This is a genomic window from Chryseobacterium sp. JJR-5R, from assembly GCF_034047335.1.
Lineage (GTDB): Bacteria > Bacteroidota > Bacteroidia > Flavobacteriales > Weeksellaceae > Chryseobacterium.
The window spans coordinates 3,165,262-3,184,011 of sequence record NZ_CP139137.1; the positions used below are offsets into that span (position 1 = coordinate 3,165,262).

Below are 18,750 nucleotides of genomic sequence, written 5' to 3' on the forward strand. Positions count from 1 at the left end.
TACAGTATCCTGATAGGCAATAAATCTACGGGTAATTAGTACTACTCGGCTATGCTGTTACCAACTTTACACCTGTAGCCTATCAACGTGGTCATCTCCCACGACCCTTAAAAGATGTCTCATCTTGAGGCGAGTTTCACACTTATATGCTTTCAGTGTTTATCTCTTCCAAACGTAGCTACTCAGCGGTGCACCTGGCGGTACAACTGATACACCAGAGGTTTGTTCAATTCGGTCCTCTCGTACTAGAATCAAGCCCTCTCAAACATCTAACGCCCGCAATAGATAGAGACCGAACTGTCTCACGACGTTCTGAACCCAGCTCGCGTGCCACTTTAATGGGCGAACAGCCCAACCCTTGGGACCTTCTCCAGCCCCAGGATGTGACGAGCCGACATCGAGGTGCCGAACCTCCCCGTCGATGTGAGCTCTTGGGGGAGACTAGCCTGTTATCCCCGGAGTACCTTTTATCCTATGAGCGATGGCCCTTCCATACGGAACCACCGGATCACTATGTCCTGCTTTCGCACCTGATCGACTTGTAGGTCTCACAGTCAAGCACCCTTATGCCATTACACTCTACGCACGGTTACCAAGCGTGCTGAGGGTACCTTTGAAAGCCTCCGTTACTCTTTTGGAGGCGACCACCCCAGTCAAACTACCCACCACGCAATGTCCTTCCATACAGAAGTTAGGCTCCAAGTAAGTAAAGGGTGGTATTTCAACGTTGGCTCCACAGACACTAGCGTGCCCGCTTCATAGCCTCCCACCTATCCTACACATTACTTACTCAAAGTCAATACGAAGTTATAGTAAAGGTTCACAGGGTCTTTTCGTCCCATTGCGGGTAATCGGCATCTTCACCGATACTACAATTTCACCGAGCTCGTGGCTGAGACAGTGCCCAGATCGTTACACCATTCGTGCAGGTCGGAACTTACCCGACAAGGAATTTCGCTACCTTAGGACCGTTATAGTTACGGCCGCCGTTTACTGGGGCTTCAGTCAAACGCTTCGCATTGCTGCTAACGCCCTTCCTTAACCTTCCAGCACCGGGCAGGTGTCAGACCCTATACAGCATCTTTCGATTTAGCAGAGTCCTGTGTTTTTGATAAACAGTCGCCTGGGCCTCTTCACTGCGGCCAGCATTGCTGCTGGCGTCTCTTCTTCCGAAGTTACGAGACTATTTTGCCTAGTTCCTTAGCCACGACTCACTCGAGCACCTTAGGATTCTCTCCTCGACCACCTGTGTCGGTTTTGGTACGGGTTGCTTCACTTCGGCTTTTCTTGGAATCTATTTCCTTACAGCAGCTTCGCCCGAAGGCTAGGCCTTGACTATTCCGTCAGTCTCCAGTAAGTACGTAAATCCGTCCCCTTTTTAGTGTGAGCAAGTATGGGAGTATTAACCCATTGTCCATCCACTACCCCTTTCGGGTTCGCGTTAGGTCCCGACTAACCCTCAGCTGATTAGCATAGCTGAGGAAGCCTTAGTCTTTCGGTGAGGGGGTTTCTCGCCCCCTTTATCGTTACTTATGCCTACATTTTCTTTTCTGTCCGCTCCACAATACCTCACGGTACTGCTTCGGTGCAAACAGAATGCTCTCCTACCAGATATAATAAATTATAAATCCATAGCTTCGGTAATATGCTTATGCCCGATTATTATCCATGCCGGACCGCTCGACTAGTGAGCTGTTACGCACTCTTTAAATGAATGGCTGCTTCCAAGCCAACATCCTAGCTGTCAATGCAGTCCAACCGCGTTGCTTCAACTTAGCATATATTTGGGGACCTTAGCTGTTGGTCTGGGTTCTTTCCCTCTCGGACATGGACCTTAGCACCCATGCCCTCACTGCCGCAGAACATTTATTAGCATTCGGAGTTTGTCAGGAATTGGTAGGCGATGAAACCCCCGCATCCAATCAGTAGCTCTACCTCTAATAAACTTTATTGCGACGCTGCACCTAAATGCATTTCGGAGAGTACGAGCTATCTCCCAGTTTGATTGGCCTTTCACCCCTACCCACAGGTCATCCGAAGACTTTTCAACGTCAACCGGTTCGGTCCTCCACTCTGTGTTACCAGAGCTTCAACCTGCCCATGGGTAGATCACAAGGTTTCGCGTCTAATCCTACTAACTATGCGCCCTATTCAGACTCGCTTTCGCTCCGGCTCCGGACCTGAAGTCCTTAACCTCGCTAGTAAAATTAACTCGTAGGCTCATTATGCAAAAGGCACGCCGTCACCCAACTTGTGGGCTCCGACCGCTTGTAGGCGTACGGTTTCAGGTTCTATTTCACCCTTCTATTCGAAGTGCTTTTCACCTTTCCTTCACAGTACTTGTTCACTATCGGTCTTTCAGGAGTATTTAGCCTTGGAGGATGGTCCCCCCATATTCAGACAGGATTTCACGTGTCCCGCCCTACTCATTTATCACTCAAATATGCCTTTCATGTACGGGGCTATCACCCTCTACGGCTGTTCTTTCCAGAACATTCTATTAAACATATAAAAGCTTTTGGGCTAATCCGCGTTCGCTCGCCACTACTTACGGAATCTCTTCGATTTCTTTTCCTCCGGGTACTTAGATGTTTCAGTTCTCCGGGTTTGCTCTCTAAATAAATTTAGAGTGACTGGTCTTCAACCAGACGGGTTGCCCCATTCGGACATCTCGGGATCAATTCGTGTGTGCCGATCCCCCGAGCTTTTCGCAGCTTACCACGTCCTTCTTCGCCTCTGAAAGCCTAGGCATCCGCCATACGCCCTTAACGATTTCTTTCCTATTTTTTAGGTTACTCAAGCACTTATAAGTGCTCGGTTTTCTCTTTGTGATGTCTTTACCGTTAATGTCAATGATCTTTGTTCTTGTACTTAAGCAATCAAGTGAAGCATACTAATGACGGCTCCGTCATTATGTAGAATATACACTTTCTTTTATTACCCTCATACATCATACCCTATTACCTAAGTAATTAAGTACAATCCGTGGAGAATAAGGGAGTCGAACCCTTGACCTCCTGCGTGCAAGGCAGGCGCTCTAGCCAGCTGAGCTAATTCCCCCTCTAGTCAGACTTAAAAGACTCAAGATCCTAGAGACAAGACTTTCTAATTGACAGTCTTGGTTCATGGCTCTCTACTCTTCCCGTCTTTTGCAATTAGTAGTCTCGGGCAGGCTCGAACTGCCGACCTCTACATTATCAGTGTAGCGCTCTAACCAGCTGAGCTACGAGACTGTCTTTTAGACTAACAGATCCCAGATGCTAGATACAAGACTTTTACATTGGTCTTGGTTCTTGGCTCTCCGCTCCTGTATCTCTATCCCTATACTAATTCCTAGTGGGTTTGTATTGTATTTTATGTAAGATAGCAACCAATAAAAAAACTAAAGCTCTAACTTTAAGTAAGTACTTGGTACAGTTAAGTACCTAATTTTGTTTATACTCGCTTAACGAGTCTCTAAAATGAGATGTTCCAGCCGCACCTTCCGGTACGGCTACCTTGTTACGACTTAGCCCTAGTTACCTGTTTTACCCTAGGCAGCTCCTGTTACGGTCACCGACTTCAGGTACCCCAGACTTCCATGGCTTGACGGGCGGTGTGTACAAGGCCCGGGAACGTATTCACCGCGCCATGGCTGATGCGCGATTACTAGCGATTCCAGCTTCATAGAGTCGAGTTGCAGACTCCAATCCGAACTGAGACCGGCTTTCGAGATTCGCATCTTATCGCTAAGTAGCTGCCCTCTGTACCGGCCATTGTATTACGTGTGTGGCCCAAGGCGTAAGGGCCGTGATGATTTGACGTCATCCCCACCTTCCTCTCTACTTGCGTAGGCAGTCTTACTAGAGTCCTCAACTTAATGGTAGCAACTAGTAACAGGGGTTGCGCTCGTTGCAGGACTTAACCTAACACCTCACGGCACGAGCTGACGACAACCATGCAGCACCTTGAAAATTGCCCGAAGGACGGTCTATTTCTAAACCCATCAATTCCCATTTAAGCCTTGGTAAGGTTCCTCGCGTATCATCGAATTAAACCACATAATCCACCGCTTGTGCGGGCCCCCGTCAATTCCTTTGAGTTTCATTCTTGCGAACGTACTCCCCAGGTGGCTAACTTATCACTTTCGCTTAGTCTCTGAACCCAAAAGCCCAAAAACGAGTTAGCATCGTTTACGGCGTGGACTACCAGGGTATCTAATCCTGTTCGCTCCCCACGCTTTCGTCCATCAGCGTCAGTTAAGACATAGTGACCTGCCTTCGCAATTGGTGTTCTAAGTAATATCTATGCATTTCACCGCTACACTACTTATTCCAGCCACTTCTACCTTACTCAAGACCCGCAGTATCAATGGCAGTTTCACAGTTGAGCTGTGAGATTTCACCACTGACTTACGAGTCCGCCTACGGACCCTTTAAACCCAATAAATCCGGATAACGCTTGCACCCTCCGTATTACCGCGGCTGCTGGCACGGAGTTAGCCGGTGCTTATTCGTACAGTACCTTCAGCTACTCTCACGAGAGTAGGTTTATCCCTGTACAAAAGAAGTTTACAACCCATAGGGCCGTCGTCCTTCACGCGGGATGGCTGGATCAGGCGCTAACCCATTGTCCAATATTCCTCACTGCTGCCTCCCGTAGGAGTCTGGTCCGTGTCTCAGTACCAGTGTGGGGGATCACCCTCTCAGGCCCCCTAAAGATCATCGACTTGGTGAGCCGTTACCTCACCAACTATCTAATCTTGCGCGTGCCCATCTCTATCCACCTCAGTTTTCAATAAAAAACGATGCCGTCTCTTATATTATGGGGTATTAATCTTCCTTTCGAAAGGCTATCCCCCTGATAAAGGCAGGTTGCACACGTGTTCCGCACCCGTACGCCGCTCTCTCTGTCCCGAAAGACAAATACCGCTCGGCTTGCATGTGTTAGGCCTCCCGCTAGCGTTCATCCTGAGCCAGGATCAAACTCTCCATTGTATGTTTGTCTGACTCACTCAAAGTTATTTTACGCTTTAGTTTTTCCTTATTCTTGGTTGTATATCTGTTTTTCAATGATCTCTCTTCTTCCGCTCCCACGGCCACCCTTTTCTGTCGTTGGGCTTTGCCGTATTTGCGTGTGCAAAAGTAAAACTTTATTTCTAATCCGCCAAATGTTTTTAAGGAAAATTTTAAAGTTTTTTTCTCTAACCTTAACCCCTCTCAACATCCAACCCCTCTACTCCTGCGCTCCCGTTTTACCGGACTGCAAAGATACAAATCTTTTCCAACCATCCAAATTTTATTTATCTAAAATCCTAAAAAGTTTTTCCCGATCCGTATCCTACACAACTGCCTGAAGCAATCCTGTAAGGTAGATGATTAGTTATTTTATTCCGGCTTACCTAAAAGCCTCTTCTGCGCTGCTGATCTACTCTCGTTTTTCAGTGGGGCAAAGATAGAAACTCATCCCTTATCTTCCAAATATACGTAACATTATGTTCATCTTAAAACACAATTTGTGGGAAAGTAAATCCTTATCCAACTGACTGCATAACGTTTACAGACAATTCAGAGTTATCCACAAGATTCAAATACCATGGGTATGGGTTAAAAAACTTAAGGTCATATAAAGTGGTTTCGCCGGTAAATGGAGACCAAAAGGACCTGAAAACAGATTTTAAATCAGTGGCGAAGGTTATAAATCCTACCGGTTGCTGACAAAGATTCTGATTTTTTATAACACAGTTCTCATATAATATATAAGAAGAAGTAACGAAATAAGTAAATTATGCCGGGATGGGTTTATCAAAGTGATTCCTGACAATACAATGATTGTTGAACTGTGATTAGATTAACATTGACCGGTGTAGAAACGACTTTGTGTGATAAATCTGTGAGAAAAACCGTAATGGAAACTTTAATCAAACCTTACAGGTTTTCAAAACCTGCAAGGTTTGGTTTCCTATACTCCGGACGGTAGGTAATATTGAGCATACATTATATAAGAGTATATTATATATAAGAGTGTAATGTATAAAAGCATAATGTCAAACCACCCCGTCAAAAATCCTCTGGATTTTTGACACCCCTCCAAAGGAGGGGAATTTTTATAGCAGGATTATTAACACTGACTCATTAAAATTAAACTGGAATGATAACTCCTGATAACTAAGGATGATTCAATAATAATCCGGTAATAGCTAATGGTAATGGTAATGGCAGATGAGAAGTGTGATAATGAGAGATAAGAAGTGGCGGTTAAGTAATAGCGCGCAGTAAGCAGATTTATAAACTGTTATTCTTGGACAGCCCAAGACCCTAGCCCCGATAGAAACGGCTACCCCGAAACAGCAAACAGGTAAGCGAAGGAAATGCCGTGGCAAGACAAGGCGTGAGGAGTAATAATGGATAGCGGGATATAGCTCCTAAAAAAATCAGAGCTATGTAAAGGGTTTGTTTTGTATCCTTATATATAAGGTATTACTGCTTTATATATGCTCTTATTGTGTAAAAGGTAACCTGACTTTCTTTGTAGAATTGCTTAAGAGCGATTATAATGAATAGTACAATAAAAAAGGATGAAGCAAAAGCCTCATCCTGTTATCTTTATATCTGAATCAATTTTAAGCATATTCAAACTTTCTTACTGCTTCCAGCGTCATATCAATTTCTCTGTCTTTAATCGCATCACTGATGAAATAGGTTTCGTAGCCGCTTGGCGGAAGATAAATTCCGTTTTGCAGCAACTGGTGGAAAAAGTTATTGAATAAGGCATGGTTGGCTTCCTGGGCTTCATCAAAGTTGGAAACCCGGTTGATGTGGAAGAAGACTGACATCATAGAACCTTTTCTGTTGATCTTATGGGCAATGCCTTTTTCATTGAGGAGTTTCCCGATTTCAAAATCCAGAGTTTCTGTGGTTTTTGCAAGCCTGCTGAAGAATTCAGGATCATTTTTAATAAGCTGCAGTGTTTTTAAGCCTGCCCTCATCGCCAGAGGGTTTCCGCTTAATGTTCCGGCCTGATAAACCGCGCCTTTCGGAGCCAGATAATCCATAATTTCGTTTCTTCCTGCAAAAGCGCCTACCGGAAGCCCGCCTCCGATTACTTTTCCGTAGGTCACCAGATCTGCTTTCACGTTGTAAAGTTCCTGGGCACCGCCGAAAGCCAGCCTAAAACCGGTCATTACCTCATCGAATACCAGTAAAGCCCCGTTTTCATCACAGATCTTTCTCAGTTTCTGAAGGAATTCATTTTCGGGGAGCACGCAGCCCATATTTCCGGCGACAGGCTCGATAATAACTGCAGCAATTTCGCCCTGGTTATGCCTGAACAGGTCTTCAACCTGCTCAAAATCATTGTATTTCGCCAGTAAAGTATCTTTTGCCGTTCCCTGGGTCACACCCGGAGAGTTCGGATTCCCGAAGGTTGCGGCACCGCTTCCCGCTTTAATCAGAAATGAGTCCGAATGTCCGTGATAGCAGCCTTCAAATTTTATAATTTTATCTCTTCCCGTAAATCCTCTGGCCAGCCTGATGGCACTCATGCAGGCTTCCGTACCTGAAGAAACCATTCTGATCTGATCGATATTAGGAACATTTTCAACAATGAATTTGGCAATCTCCGTTTCCAGTTCAGTTGGTGCCCCAAAGGAAAACCCTTTTTCTGCCTGAATTTTCAGTTCCTCCAACACTTCAGGATGGGTATGGCCTAAAATAGCCGGACCCCAGGAATTGATGTAATCGATATACGTATTATCATCGGCATCGGTAAGATAGGCTCCTTTTGCAGATTTCATAAAAATCGGTACTCCTCCTACGGATTTGAAGGCACGGACGGGAGAGTTAACCCCTCCAGGAATGTATTGGTAAGCTTCATCAAATAAAGCTGAACTTCTTTGGTATTTCATATGTAATTATTGGTTGACCTCCCGTAACTGATATAAAAGGAACGGTCAACAAAGATTAATTTCTTGGTTTTTTATCAATCAGATAAATCAATTGGCCGGCAGAAGGTTTCTGCCCTTCATCCATCCTGTTTTTTGCGTATAATTTATTTAATCTGATTCCGAACTTCTGGGCGATATCATGCATATCTTCACCAAATTCGGCTTTATAGGTAGGTGTATTGCCGTCAGAATTTTTAGATTCCAGAAAAACGATGTCATTTTTATGCAGCATATCATTTTCAAGTTCGTTCCATTTGATCAGTTTGCTTTCGCTGATCTTGAATTTTTTGGCAATGTACTGGATATTGGTATCTTCAGGAATAATAATGTATTTTAATCCGTCATTCGGATGGCTTTTAATCAGGATGGTATTGAGGACTTCCGCTTTGCTCTTAATCCTTTCTACCCTTTTCTGTTGCTGGGCATAGGAAGTCTGCTTGTAAGGAACTTCAACAGTTACCGGAGTTTTTACTTTCCTGGTGTATTTTTCAGGCTCCAGCTGTGCCATAAATGCCCTGTCCTCCTTAAGATTGGGATACATTTTCAAAACGGCATACATGACCTCTCGGGAACTGGTATTGTCGAATTCATATAATTTATACTTTTCAATTTTACCGATCAGGATGGAAGCATACCGGGGATTGGTAGCATAGCCCGCTTTTTTAAGGCCGTTTGCCCATGCGCGGTAATCTTTCATATCCAGATTAAATAGGTTGGCGTAATACTTTCTTGTCGAAAGAAACACAGAATGGTCTTCATAAGACTGTCTGGGATCATCATATACGCGGAAACACTCATTGGGAGCATCATCTGTGTGCTTCATGGTTTTTCCGGTCCAGTCTTCCTTGCATTTGATCCCGAAATGATTTTTACCTTCCAGTGCCAGACGGCTCTGCCCGCCTCCGGTTTCCAGAAGCCCCTGAGCAAGGGTTATAGAAGCCGGAATCTTATATTTTTCCATCTCTTCTACAGCATACCTTGCAAATTTCTGGATGTACTGATCTTCAGTGGCCCAGTTCTGAGCAGAGAATTTTGATAAAACTAAAAGGCTTAATAATGAGAAAAGTCTTTTCATGTTTTTACTTATATAATTAAACTTCTGTTTTGTTTTTCCAACAGCAGGTTGGCACCTTCAATCCCCTGTAACCCTCCGGTATGGAAGCACAGCACTTTGCTGTTCTCAGGAAAATAGCCATTCTCTATCAGATCAAAAACCTTCTGCATCATCTTTCCTGTATATACCGGTTCCAGCGGAATCCCATAGTGCTTTTTAAAATCATTGATAAAACGGATGTTTTCATCTTTTATTTTACCGTAACCTCCGAAAGCTGAATCTATTAAACTGATATTCTTCCGTGGTGTCAATTCAGATATTCTGTTATCCAGAGCATCATCCTTAACGACTTTAAAGCCTATGACATGCTGGCCTTCCCCGCAATATTTTGAGATTCCGGCCACCGTTCCTCCTGTCCCGACTGCAGTGCAAAGATAATCAAAATCTTTTGTATGCTCATCCAGCATCATTTTTATGCCTGCTACGGCGTCTTCATTGGTTCCGCCTTCGGGAATGATCAAAGCTTCAGGAAATTCCTGCTGCAGAAAAGCGGCTAATTTTTCTTTGTGCCGGTATTCCGTACGGGTAACGAATTTTAAGTTCATCCCGTTTCTTTTTGCGAAAACCAAAGTCGGGTTCTCACGCCATTTTTCCTGCAGCTCCTCTCCTCTTATAATGCCTAAAGTTGGAATCCCGGCTAAGCTGCCGACAGCAGAAACGGCAGCAATATGATTGGAAAATGCACCGCCAAAAGTAATGATGTACGGTTTTGCAGGATTTAAGGCTACATACTGATTAATGTTAAAAAACAGTTTCCAGTATTTGTTACCGGAAATCTGCGGATGGACGAGATCTTCCCTCTTCATAAACAACTGTATGTTGTGATGGACGGGAATTTCCTGGACAGGGATTTTTTGTATCGGAATCGGTAACAGCATTTTTAATTGATTATAAATATTTCCTGAAACTCCATAACTTTCTTTTTTTAAGATAATCAAGGTTATGCTCATTTGCATAAGCTTCCCTTTCAAAGGAAATCCTCCGGTAAGCCTTATCGCTGTCCTTCAGTTTGAAAACCCAGTAATAATATTCCACCACATAAAAAATATAAAAGAAAATAATAAGCATTTCGAGCTGCTGCCTTAAATGTATTTTTTCATGATTGACCAATACCTTATTTTTCTTATCTTCGGGGTTGCAGATCAGGATAAAAGGAAAAAGGGCAATGCCGTTGATTTTTAATCTTTTCAGCGATTTTTGGCATACAATTATCATACTAACAAATATAAAGTTTTTTTGACTTAGCGATTTAACTTATGGCACTTTTTGACATCAAAGAAGGCGAAGACTTTTACTACAATGAGCAGGGATATAAGGTTTTTACGGAAAAGTTTCATCTGAAAAGAGGCCATTGCTGTAAAAGCGGCTGTAAACACTGCCCTTACGGATACGATAAAAAGACTGATACATTCATTAAAAACGATAAAAAAATTAGATAAAATGAAAAAATATATTTTTCTCCTGTTAGCTTCGGCTACCCTGACCCTTACTTCCTGCAGCCCGTTCAATGTACGTTCTGATTATGCGGAGACGGCAAATTTTAATACATACAAAACCTATAAGTTAAGAATTGACGATCTTAAGCTGAACGATATTGATAAAGACCGGGTATTAAATGAACTGTCCAGACAGCTCCAGACAAAAGGACTTCAGCCGGGAGAAAATCCGGATCTGATTGCCAATGTTAAAGCAAACCACAAAAAAGTAACCGATATCAATTCTACTTCCCCTTACGGTATGTGGGGATGGGGCGGATCATTCGGATGGGGAATCGGCATGAACAGAACCTGGACGAGCAATTATAATGAAGGTGCCATTATTGTTGACCTGGTAGATGCAAGAACCAATAAACTGGTATGGCAGGGAATCGGAAGCGGGATTTCCGTGGATTCCCCGAAAGCCAAACAGAGGCAGATTCCTGAGATTGTAGCGGAAATTATGAAAAATTATCCTCCGCAAAGAAAATAAAATGTAATCCGATTAATCACAAGATATAAAGTCAATACAGTTTGTATTGGCTTTTTTATTTAGATACTGTCAATAAATTCAAGTCATTTATACTATTATTTATGAAACTGTAAAATTTAATAATTCCGTAATTTCTTATTCATAAATTTATATTAATCTTACCAGACATATATATTAACATGAAAAAACCATTACTTATCTTAACGTTTGCTTCAATGCTGGCCAATGCACAAGCCCCGGCAGGATATTACAATGCGGCGAACGGATTATCAGGAGCTCCTTTAAAAACCGCCTTAAGCAATATTATCACCAACGGCCATCTCGACAAAGGGTACAACGGACTCTGGACTGCTTATAAAACCACGGATGTTGATAAAAATTATGAAAATGACGGTTCTGTCTTAGACATCTATTCTGAAAAGCCAGCCGGAACAGACCCTTATAAATTTACGTTGATAAACAACCAATGCGGAACGTATTCCGTAGAAGGCAACTGCTACAACCGTGAACATATTGTACCGCAGAGCTTATTCAATGAATCCTCGCCTATGGTTTCTGATATTCATTTTATAAGGGCTACCGACGGGAAAGTGAACGGAATGAGATCCAATTACCCTTTCGGGAAAGTAGCCACCGCTACATTTACGTCCAAGAACGGATCAAAATTGGGGAACTCGGCTTCTTCGGGATATGCGGGAACGGTTTTTGAACCCATTGATGAGTTTAAAGGCGATGTCGCCAGAATGATTTTTTATTTTGTAACACGATACCAGAGTAAACTGTCCGGTTTTTCTTCCGGAAATATGCTCGGAGGCTCGGCATTCCCGGGGTTACAGACCTGGGAGCTGAATGTCCTGCTGTCCTGGCACAATCAGGACCCGGTTTCACAGGCAGAGGTCAACCGGAACAATGCGTCATATGCCTACCAGAAAAACAGGAATCCTTTTATTGACAACCCGAATTACGCCAGTTTAATCTGGGGCTCCGGCTCTTCCACAGGCGGCGGAACAACAACACCTCCTTCTCCTCCGGCTTCAGGCTCGTGTATCAACGAGAATTTTGAAACCATCCCTGCTACAAGCCCGGCATCTTATATGACAAGAACCTGGACAAATAATTCGGTTTCATGGACGGCAACGGATGCCAGAACGGATCAGACGGTTTCGGGGAAAGCCGTTACAGTGAGGGCGGGTTCACTTACGTCAGGGAATTCAGGCAACGGCATCGGATCATTAACGGTAACCACACAGCTTAAGTTTTCAGGAAGCAACGGCACTTTTAATGTTAAAGTAAACGGCACTACGGTAGGAACGGTCCCTTATTCTGCAAATGCAGTGACAACAACCATCAGCAATATCAATATTTCCGGAAATATATCCGTAACCCTTGAAAATACTTCAACAGGCAACAGAGTGGCCCTGGATAATCTGAGCTGGACCTGTTATACGGGAACTTCAAAAACGAACCGGCAGGCCGTTAACGGCTTAAACACGATCCAAAAAGACCTGCAGATCTATCCGAACCCGGTTTCCGGTCAGGAGATTTTTATAAAAGGTAATGTTCAGGATATTAAAAAAGCTGAAATTTATGATCTTCAGGGAAAGGTAATTCAAACCATTGACCAGCCTTTTAAAAATACCGGGAACCTGATCAGGACTAATAACCTTGAGCAGGGAGTTTATATTTTAAAACTGGATGACCAAGCTTTGAAATTTATTGTTAAGTAAATCATCAGTTCTGAACTGCAACAAAAATCCTTCTTTCAATATGAAAGAAGGATTTTTAATTGTAAGGAAATGAAGGAATTACTGTCCCTGCATATCTCTTAATCTTTCCTGAAGCAGCTCAGGGTTTAAAAGTGCATCTGTACCAATGGCAGAAATGATGTAGATGTAATAAATAACCGACAGGATGTTCAGCACAATCCCTATGATACATAAGATCCGTCCTGTCTTCAGGTTACTGTAATTATCATACTGTCCGGGATTCTGGTTATAAAGGGCCATATCCTTATTAGCCAAAACCAAACCGATGATGGCAGCAATAAGGCCTACAATCCCGTAACAGCAGCATGTTACAAGAGAGACAATTCCTAAAATTAAAACGCCTGTTGCGTTAGGTAACTTTTGATTCATAGTTTAATATTTTAAATGTTGTGTTGTGTTGTTTTGTTTTGAATTTAATTATATCAGAGGATGTTTATAAAAATAAGAAACGACCATAATTACCGCATTGATACCGGCAAGCATAACCAGTACATTACCGTAATTCCTTTTTGTATCCACAAAATTTAATACCACAGCTGCAAAAAACAGCAATAAGGTATATATGGCGGGAAACATGTGAAAAGCATCACCAAACCTGCCTTCGAATACCATGACAAGGGCCCTTTGGGTACCGCAGCCGAAACATTCAATTCCTAAGAATTTTTTACTCGGGCAGGTCAGCATGAAATCTTCTATTTTCATTATACTATTTTCCTTTCCAAATATAACAAATTAAGAGGAAATTTTTGCTCTTAAATACTGGTGTGGAAAAAAGCAGTCTTCTTTCATTTCAAATGATCCCTGAATAGCCATATAAGGATTCCGTAAAATCTCCCTTGCGATAAAAATCAAATCAGCATCGCCTTTCTGAAGAATTTCTTCTGCCTGCTCTGTCTTTGTGATCAATCCTACTGCACCGGTTTTTACCTGCACCTCATTTTTCACCTGTGCAGAAAACGGAACCTGGTATCCCTCATATACAGGAATTTTAGCACCGTGGATATTGCCTCCGCTGGAAACATCCACCAGGTCAACCGCATGGTTTTTCAATATTCTTGCCAGTTCTCCACTGTCTTTGATATCCCAGCCATTTTCAGCATATTCGGTTCCGGAAATCCTTACAAATAACGCTGTATTTTCATCCAGCTCTTCATTAACAGCATCTACAATTTCTATCAGAAACCGGATCCTGTTTTCAAAGCTTCCGCCGTATTCATCTGTCCTGATATTGGAAAGCGGCGACAGGAACTGGTGGATCAGGTAACCATGTGCCGCATGGATTTCAATAACATCAAACCCTGCATTTACAGCCCTTGCCGCTGCTGCTCTGAAATACTGAACCTGTTCCTTGATTTCTCCGGATGTTAAAACATGAGGAACCCTTTCATCCGGATGATACGGAACCGGGCTTGGCGCAACGGTTTCCCAGCCTTCTTCAACAGGAATCTGGACGTTGTTCCAGGTAGAGCCTTTTCTTCCGGCATGGGAAAGCTGGATCCCTATTTTACTTTCAGAATTCTGATGCACGAACTGCACAATGCGCTGCAGCTTTTCTGCCTGCTCGTCATTCCAGATTCCCATACAGTGGTTGGTGATTCTTCCGCGCGGCTCCACACCGGAGGCTTCTACAATCAAAAGGCCTGTCCCGCCCTGGGACCTGCTGCCGTAGTGTACAAAATGAAAATCATCGGCAAGACCGTTTTCACAGGAATACATGCACATCGGGGACATGACCCAACGGTTTTTCAGTTCAACGTTTCTGAACTTAATCGGAGTGTATAACATTTTAAATTGAATATTTTAAAAGTGAAATTTTCAAAGACGGGGCCATATTGCCCACCTCATCAAAAAGAAGTAAATTTATCCCCCTTTTTTATTCTACAATATATGAAAAAAGAAACTCAGATCAGTTACGAATATTTTAAGAATAGCAGTGAACTGAACGATATAGAGAAAAAATTATTTGAAAAAGCGAAGGAAGCCCGCGAAAATGCTTACGCTCCTTACTCAAACTTTTTGGTAGGCTGTGCCGTGATGCTGGAAAATAATGAAATCTATTCCGGAAATAACCAGGAAAACGCAGCTTATCCTTCCGGCCTCTGTGCGGAGCGGACTGCACTGTTCTGGATTGCGGCCAATTTCCCGGACGTGAAAATCAAAAAGATTTTTGTAGTCGGAGGCCCGAAAGAACCTCACGGAAAAAACCCTCCCATTCCTCCCTGCGGAGCATGCAGGCAGAGCTTAATGGAATATGAAACGAAACAGAACGAAAATATCGACCTTTATTTTTCCAGTATGAATGAGGAAGTGGTTAAAGTTCATGCCATCAAGGATCTGCTTCCGTTTTATTTTGATGCCACATTCCTTTAGGAAAACTAAACCCTGCTTTTACATTTAAAATCTTAAACCGTTTTAGGATTTTTACGAATTCTGCTTATGCTGATTTCCAGTCTCAGCATGCCTCATGCAAATGAAAATCATATGGCGGATACAATGCATACTTACTGTCTTTTTTAACGATCTGTAAAAAACCCACCTGAAAATTATATAGTTCCCATTGTCCAATCCTAATTAAAACCTTAAATTTGCAGCTGTTCAACAATGGGAATTTGGTGAAAATCCAGAACAGACCCGCTACTGTAAGTAATTCCGCCAAAAGAATTTACAAGTCAGATACCATGTTGAATATACATATTGATGAAGCTTTCGTGGAGTGAAGCACAGTCGGTAACTAACCTCTTTGTAATCAACAAAGTCAGGGGATTTCCTTCTATGTATCATTCAGCAAGCTTTTTTATGGCTGAGTAAAATTGAATGAGAAAATATCTGCCTTTTTTTACAGTTTTCCTGATCAGTGTACCCGCATCCGTTTTTTCACAGAAACGGGAAAAGGACAGCATCGGTACCCGGATGATCCAGGATATTATCATCAACAGGAAGCGCCAGGAAACCGGGGTCATCTCTTCCCAGAAACTTTCCGGAACAGAGCTGGAAAAACTGAACAGTACTTCCGTGGCAGATGCCGTACGGTACTTCTCAGGCGTACAGATCAAGGACTACGGCGGGATCGGCGGGATGAAGACGGTAAATATCCGTGCCATGGGGACCCAGCATGTAGGCGTATTCTATGACGGAATCCCTATTGGCAATGCCCAGAACGGAACCGTGGACCTGGGAAGGTTTTCACTTGACAACCTGGAAGCCATTTCGCTGTACAACGGACAGAAAAGCGAGATTTTCCAGTCGGCACGGGACTTCGGCTCTTCCGGATCCATTTATCTTCAGAGCCGCACACCGATTTTCACTGGAACGAAAAAAAACAATATAAATATCAATTACCGCTCCGGGTCTTTCGGAGTGATCAATCCATCCGTCCTGTTTGAACAGAAAATCAGCAATGCGGTAAGCCTTTCTTTAAATACGGAATACCTTACCGGAAACGGAGAATACAAATACCGACAGAAGGTAGCACTGCCGGACGGCTCTCCGGGCTGGGAAAGCTACGGTACCAGAAAGGGCGGCGATATTGAAGCCCTGCGTGCAGAGGCCGGAATTTCCGGAAAAATAACCAACGGATCGTGGAAACTAAAAACCTACTACTACGATTCGGAAAGGGGAATTCCCGGAGCGGTCGTAAAGAACAGGAATATCGAATCCAGCAGGCAGTGGGACAAAAACTTTTTCGTCCAGGGAAGTTTTCAGAAAGAGATCTCCCCGAAATACCAGTTCCTGGTGAATGCTAAATTTGCTGATGATTACATACACTATTTCAATGACAATCCGGAAGGCACGCCTATTTTCATAGACAATACCTACAAACAGCAGGAAGTTTATGTTTCTACGGCGCACCAGTACTCCCCCTACAAATTCTGGAAGATCAGCCTTTCGGCAGATTACCAGTACAATACACTCGATGCGAACTTGCGGCAGTTTGCCTATCCGCAGCGGAATACGGAGCTTATTGCACTGGCTACCCAGCTCGATCTGAAAAAATTTAAGCTGCAGGGAAGCATTCTCGGAACTTTTGTGCAGGAAAAGATAGAGAACACCACTTTTTCGGTGCCTCAGAACCGTTCTGAGTTTACGCCTACGGTATTTGCATCTTACCAGCCTTTTCAATCAGACTTTAAAATCCATGGTTTTTACAAAAGGATTTTCAGGATGCCTACTTTCAATGATCTTTATTATACGGAACTCGGAAGTTCGCAGCTGAGACCTGAATTCACCAATCAGTATGACCTGGGCTTTACCTTTAATAAAGATTTCGGTTCCGGAATCCTGAAGAACATCAACCTGATTGCGGATGCCTATTACAATAAGGTCCATGATAAGATTATCGCTTACCCTAAAGGACAGCAATTCCGATGGACAATGGAAAACCTGGGCGAAGTGGAAATTAAAGGCGCCGATGTATCCGCGCAGGCCATCTGGCTGATTGCGGAAAACCTGTTATTGAGCAGCCGCTTTACCTACACTTATACACAGGCACTGAATATTACGCAGGCTAACGGCATTACATCCTATTACAGGAACCAGATCCCTTACATAGCAAAAAACAGCGGCAGCATGCTGCTGGGGCTTACTTATAAAGAATGGCAGCTGAACTACAGCTTCATTTATGTAGGCGAACGGTACAACATGTCTGAAAATATTCCAAAAAATTACGAACAGCCCTGGTACACCAGCGATATTTCCGGAACCAGGGAGTTTAACCTGAAAACCTGGAAATTCAGGCTAGGCCTTGAAGTGAATAACCTTCTGAACCAGCATTACAGTGTCATCCAGAATTATCCTATGCCGGGAAGAAATTACCGTGTAAGCCTGAGAATAATGCTTTAACCAAATGAAAAAAATGAAGAAGTTCTGTCTGTTTCTGGTTTTTTCTATAATTCTTACCGTTCAGTCGTGTAGGGAAGATTATGACTACATCAATTACGGCGCTACCAATACCGGCGTACAGGAGCCGGAAGACATTGATATCAAAGGGCTCTACGTACTGAACGAAGGAAATATGGGCAGCAATAAAGCCTCTATTGACTTTTTTGATTATTCCACGGGGGTCTTTACCGAAAACTACTATAACGCACAGAATCCCAATGTGGCCGGAAGCCTTGGCGACGTGGGAAATGATATCAACACCTACAGGGACAAGCTGTATGCCGTGATCAACCTTTCCAATTATGTGGAAGTAATGGATGCCAAAACCGCAAAGCACATCGGTGAAATCAGTGTACAGAACTGCAGGTATATCAGTTTCCATAAAGATTATGCCTACATTACCTCTTATGGAGGTGCCGTAGGAAGCTCACAGCCGGGCTACGTAGTGAAGGTTGATGTCAATACCCTCCAGGTTGTCGGGAAAGTCTTCGTAGGAAAACAGCCCGATCAGATGGAAGTGGTGGGCGACAGACTGTATGTGGCCAATTCCGGCGCCTACAGCGCTCCTGATTATGACAATACGGTTTCTGTCATTGATCTGAACACTTTTACTGAGATAAAGAAGATTGCGGTAGCCGTTAACCTCAGCAAAATCAAGAAAGACGATACCGGGAAACTCTGGATTACCTCCCGCGGGAATTATGGCAGCATTCCTCCCAAAACCTACGTACTGGACCCTGCCACCGACCAGATAATCAAAGAAATCAATATGCCGCTGAGCGATTTCGATATGGTGGAAAACAGGCTGTATTATTTCAGTTATGCATGGACTTCCACAGGAACCGCCAGCAGCTACGGAATCCTGGATACAGATACTTATCAGGTGATCAGCAGCAGCTTCATTACAGACGGCACACAGACCGGGATTGTTATTCCTTACAGCATTGCAGTAAATCCTGTAAACAGTGATGTTTTTATCTGTGATGCCAAAGATTATACTTCTTCCGGAGAACTTTTCTGTTACAGTAAATTCGGGAAGCTGAAATGGAAAGTAAAAACAGGTGATATACCGGGACACCTTACTTTTTTGCGTAAATAAA

Annotated in this window: 13 protein-coding genes, 2 tRNA genes, 2 rRNA genes and 1 riboswitch; of the genes, 6 read left to right on the forward strand and 11 right to left on the reverse strand. The window is 43.3% G+C overall.

The window, feature by feature from the left end:
* Positions 1 to 15 precede the first annotated feature (15 nt).
* From SD427_RS13890 to SD427_RS13925, 8 genes are all read right to left on the reverse strand, one after another.
* Positions 16 to 2,779 (reverse strand): 23S ribosomal RNA (locus SD427_RS13890).
* Between the two features lie 207 nt (positions 2,780 to 2,986).
* Positions 2,987 to 3,060: transfer RNA gene (locus SD427_RS13895), tRNA-Ala, on the reverse strand.
* 99 nt (positions 3,061 to 3,159) lie between these two features.
* Positions 3,160 to 3,233, reverse strand: a tRNA-Ile gene (locus tag SD427_RS13900).
* A 226-nt stretch (positions 3,234 to 3,459) separates the two neighbouring features.
* A 16S ribosomal RNA gene (locus SD427_RS13905) occupies positions 3,460 to 4,976 on the reverse strand.
* Together the 16S and 23S rRNA genes with 2 tRNA genes alongside form the textbook arrangement of a ribosomal RNA operon.
* A 1,625-nt stretch (positions 4,977 to 6,601) precedes the next feature.
* Positions 6,602 to 7,885, reverse strand: a complete 1,284-nt coding sequence (hemL, locus tag SD427_RS13910) for a glutamate-1-semialdehyde 2,1-aminomutase (RefSeq protein ID WP_320558403.1) — start codon at positions 7,883 to 7,885, stop codon at positions 6,602 to 6,604.
* 55 nt (positions 7,886 to 7,940) lie between these two features.
* On the reverse strand, positions 7,941 to 8,999 hold the full coding sequence (locus SD427_RS13915) for a glucosaminidase domain-containing protein (protein WP_320558404.1): 1,059 nt from the start codon (positions 8,997 to 8,999) through the stop codon (positions 7,941 to 7,943).
* An 8-nt stretch (positions 9,000 to 9,007) separates the two neighbouring features.
* A complete protein-coding gene (locus SD427_RS13920; protein ID WP_320558405.1) occupies positions 9,008 to 9,916 on the reverse strand; it encodes a 1-aminocyclopropane-1-carboxylate deaminase/D-cysteine desulfhydrase in 909 nt (302 codons plus the stop codon).
* Between the two features lie 10 nt (positions 9,917 to 9,926).
* Positions 9,927 to 10,253, reverse strand: coding sequence for a hypothetical protein (locus tag SD427_RS13925; RefSeq protein WP_320558406.1), 327 nt, complete (start codon positions 10,251 to 10,253; stop codon positions 9,927 to 9,929).
* A gap of 41 nt (positions 10,254 to 10,294) precedes the next feature.
* Between SD427_RS13925 and SD427_RS13930 the strand changes: the two genes are divergently transcribed.
* The 3 genes from SD427_RS13930 (at position 10,295) to SD427_RS13940 (ending at position 12,733) form a co-directional block, all read left to right on the forward strand.
* The gene (locus SD427_RS13930) at positions 10,295 to 10,477 is read left to right on the forward strand and encodes a DUF5522 domain-containing protein (RefSeq protein WP_320558407.1); all 183 of its coding nucleotides are present in this window, start codon (positions 10,295 to 10,297) and stop codon (positions 10,475 to 10,477) included.
* A gap of 1 nt (position 10,478) precedes the next feature.
* The gene (locus tag SD427_RS13935) at positions 10,479 to 11,006 is read left to right on the forward strand and encodes a DUF4136 domain-containing protein (protein WP_320558408.1); all 528 of its coding nucleotides are present in this window, start codon (positions 10,479 to 10,481) and stop codon (positions 11,004 to 11,006) included.
* 179 nt (positions 11,007 to 11,185) lie between these two features.
* The gene (locus SD427_RS13940) at positions 11,186 to 12,733 is read left to right on the forward strand and encodes an endonuclease (protein ID WP_320558409.1); all 1,548 of its coding nucleotides are present in this window, start codon (positions 11,186 to 11,188) and stop codon (positions 12,731 to 12,733) included.
* A gap of 78 nt (positions 12,734 to 12,811) precedes the next feature.
* Here SD427_RS13940 and SD427_RS13945 read toward each other — a convergent pair whose 3' ends face one another.
* The 3 genes from SD427_RS13945 to SD427_RS13955 are packed head-to-tail and all read right to left on the reverse strand — an operon-like array spanning position 12,812 to position 14,557.
* Positions 12,812 to 13,141 (reverse strand): CCC motif membrane protein, encoded by a 330-nt coding sequence (locus tag SD427_RS13945; RefSeq protein WP_320558410.1) that lies wholly within the window; start codon positions 13,139 to 13,141, stop codon positions 12,812 to 12,814.
* Positions 13,142 to 13,189: 48 nt separating this feature from the next.
* Positions 13,190 to 13,474 carry a DUF2752 domain-containing protein gene (locus SD427_RS13950; RefSeq protein WP_320558411.1) on the reverse strand — a complete coding sequence of 95 codons (285 nt, stop codon included), beginning with the start codon at positions 13,472 to 13,474 and terminating at the stop codon, positions 13,190 to 13,192.
* A 30-nt stretch (positions 13,475 to 13,504) separates the two neighbouring features.
* Positions 13,505 to 14,557, reverse strand: coding sequence for an NADH:flavin oxidoreductase/NADH oxidase (locus SD427_RS13955; protein WP_320558412.1), 1,053 nt, complete (start codon positions 14,555 to 14,557; stop codon positions 13,505 to 13,507).
* A 102-nt stretch (positions 14,558 to 14,659) separates the two neighbouring features.
* Here SD427_RS13955 and cdd point away from each other — a divergent pair, with 102 nt between their 5' ends.
* From cdd to SD427_RS13970, 3 genes are all read left to right on the forward strand, one after another.
* Positions 14,660 to 15,142, forward strand: coding sequence for a cytidine deaminase (gene cdd, locus SD427_RS13960; protein WP_320558413.1), 483 nt, complete (start codon positions 14,660 to 14,662; stop codon positions 15,140 to 15,142).
* A gap of 194 nt (positions 15,143 to 15,336) precedes the next feature.
* Positions 15,337 to 15,472: riboswitch (cobalamin riboswitch) on the forward strand.
* Between the two features lie 114 nt (positions 15,473 to 15,586).
* Positions 15,587 to 17,611 (forward strand): TonB-dependent receptor, encoded by a 2,025-nt coding sequence (locus SD427_RS13965; RefSeq protein WP_320558414.1) that lies wholly within the window; start codon positions 15,587 to 15,589, stop codon positions 17,609 to 17,611.
* A gap of 13 nt (positions 17,612 to 17,624) precedes the next feature.
* Positions 17,625 to 18,749 (forward strand): YncE family protein, encoded by a 1,125-nt coding sequence (locus tag SD427_RS13970; protein WP_320558415.1) that lies wholly within the window; start codon positions 17,625 to 17,627, stop codon positions 18,747 to 18,749.
* The last annotated feature ends 1 nt before the right edge of the window (position 18,750 follow it).

Bases quoted from the DNA above. Each gene is read 5' to 3' on its own strand.
- SD427_RS13920 (WP_320558405.1), bottom strand. From the start codon at position 9,916: ATGCTGTTACCGATTCCGATACAAAAAATCCCTGTCCAGGAAATTCCC.
- SD427_RS13945 (WP_320558410.1), bottom strand. From the start codon at position 13,141: ATGAATCAAAAGTTACCTAACGCAACAGGCGTTTTAATTTTAGGAATT.
- SD427_RS13935 (WP_320558408.1), top strand. From the start codon at position 10,479: ATGAAAAAATATATTTTTCTCCTGTTAGCTTCGGCTACCCTGACCCTT.
- SD427_RS13940 (WP_320558409.1), top strand. From the start codon at position 11,186: ATGAAAAAACCATTACTTATCTTAACGTTTGCTTCAATGCTGGCCAAT.
- SD427_RS13950 (WP_320558411.1), bottom strand. From the start codon at position 13,474: ATGAAAATAGAAGATTTCATGCTGACCTGCCCGAGTAAAAAATTCTTA.
- hemL (WP_320558403.1), bottom strand. From the start codon at position 7,885: ATGAAATACCAAAGAAGTTCAGCTTTATTTGATGAAGCTTACCAATAC.
- cdd (WP_320558413.1), top strand. From the start codon at position 14,660: ATGAAAAAAGAAACTCAGATCAGTTACGAATATTTTAAGAATAGCAGT.
- SD427_RS13970 (WP_320558415.1), top strand. From the start codon at position 17,625: ATGAAGAAGTTCTGTCTGTTTCTGGTTTTTTCTATAATTCTTACCGTT.
- SD427_RS13915 (WP_320558404.1), bottom strand. From the start codon at position 8,999: ATGAAAAGACTTTTCTCATTATTAAGCCTTTTAGTTTTATCAAAATTC.
- SD427_RS13965 (WP_320558414.1), top strand. From the start codon at position 15,587: ATGAGAAAATATCTGCCTTTTTTTACAGTTTTCCTGATCAGTGTACCC.
- SD427_RS13925 (WP_320558406.1), bottom strand. From the start codon at position 10,253: ATGATAATTGTATGCCAAAAATCGCTGAAAAGATTAAAAATCAACGGC.
- SD427_RS13955 (WP_320558412.1), bottom strand. From the start codon at position 14,557: ATGTTATACACTCCGATTAAGTTCAGAAACGTTGAACTGAAAAACCGT.
- SD427_RS13930 (WP_320558407.1), top strand. From the start codon at position 10,295: ATGGCACTTTTTGACATCAAAGAAGGCGAAGACTTTTACTACAATGAG.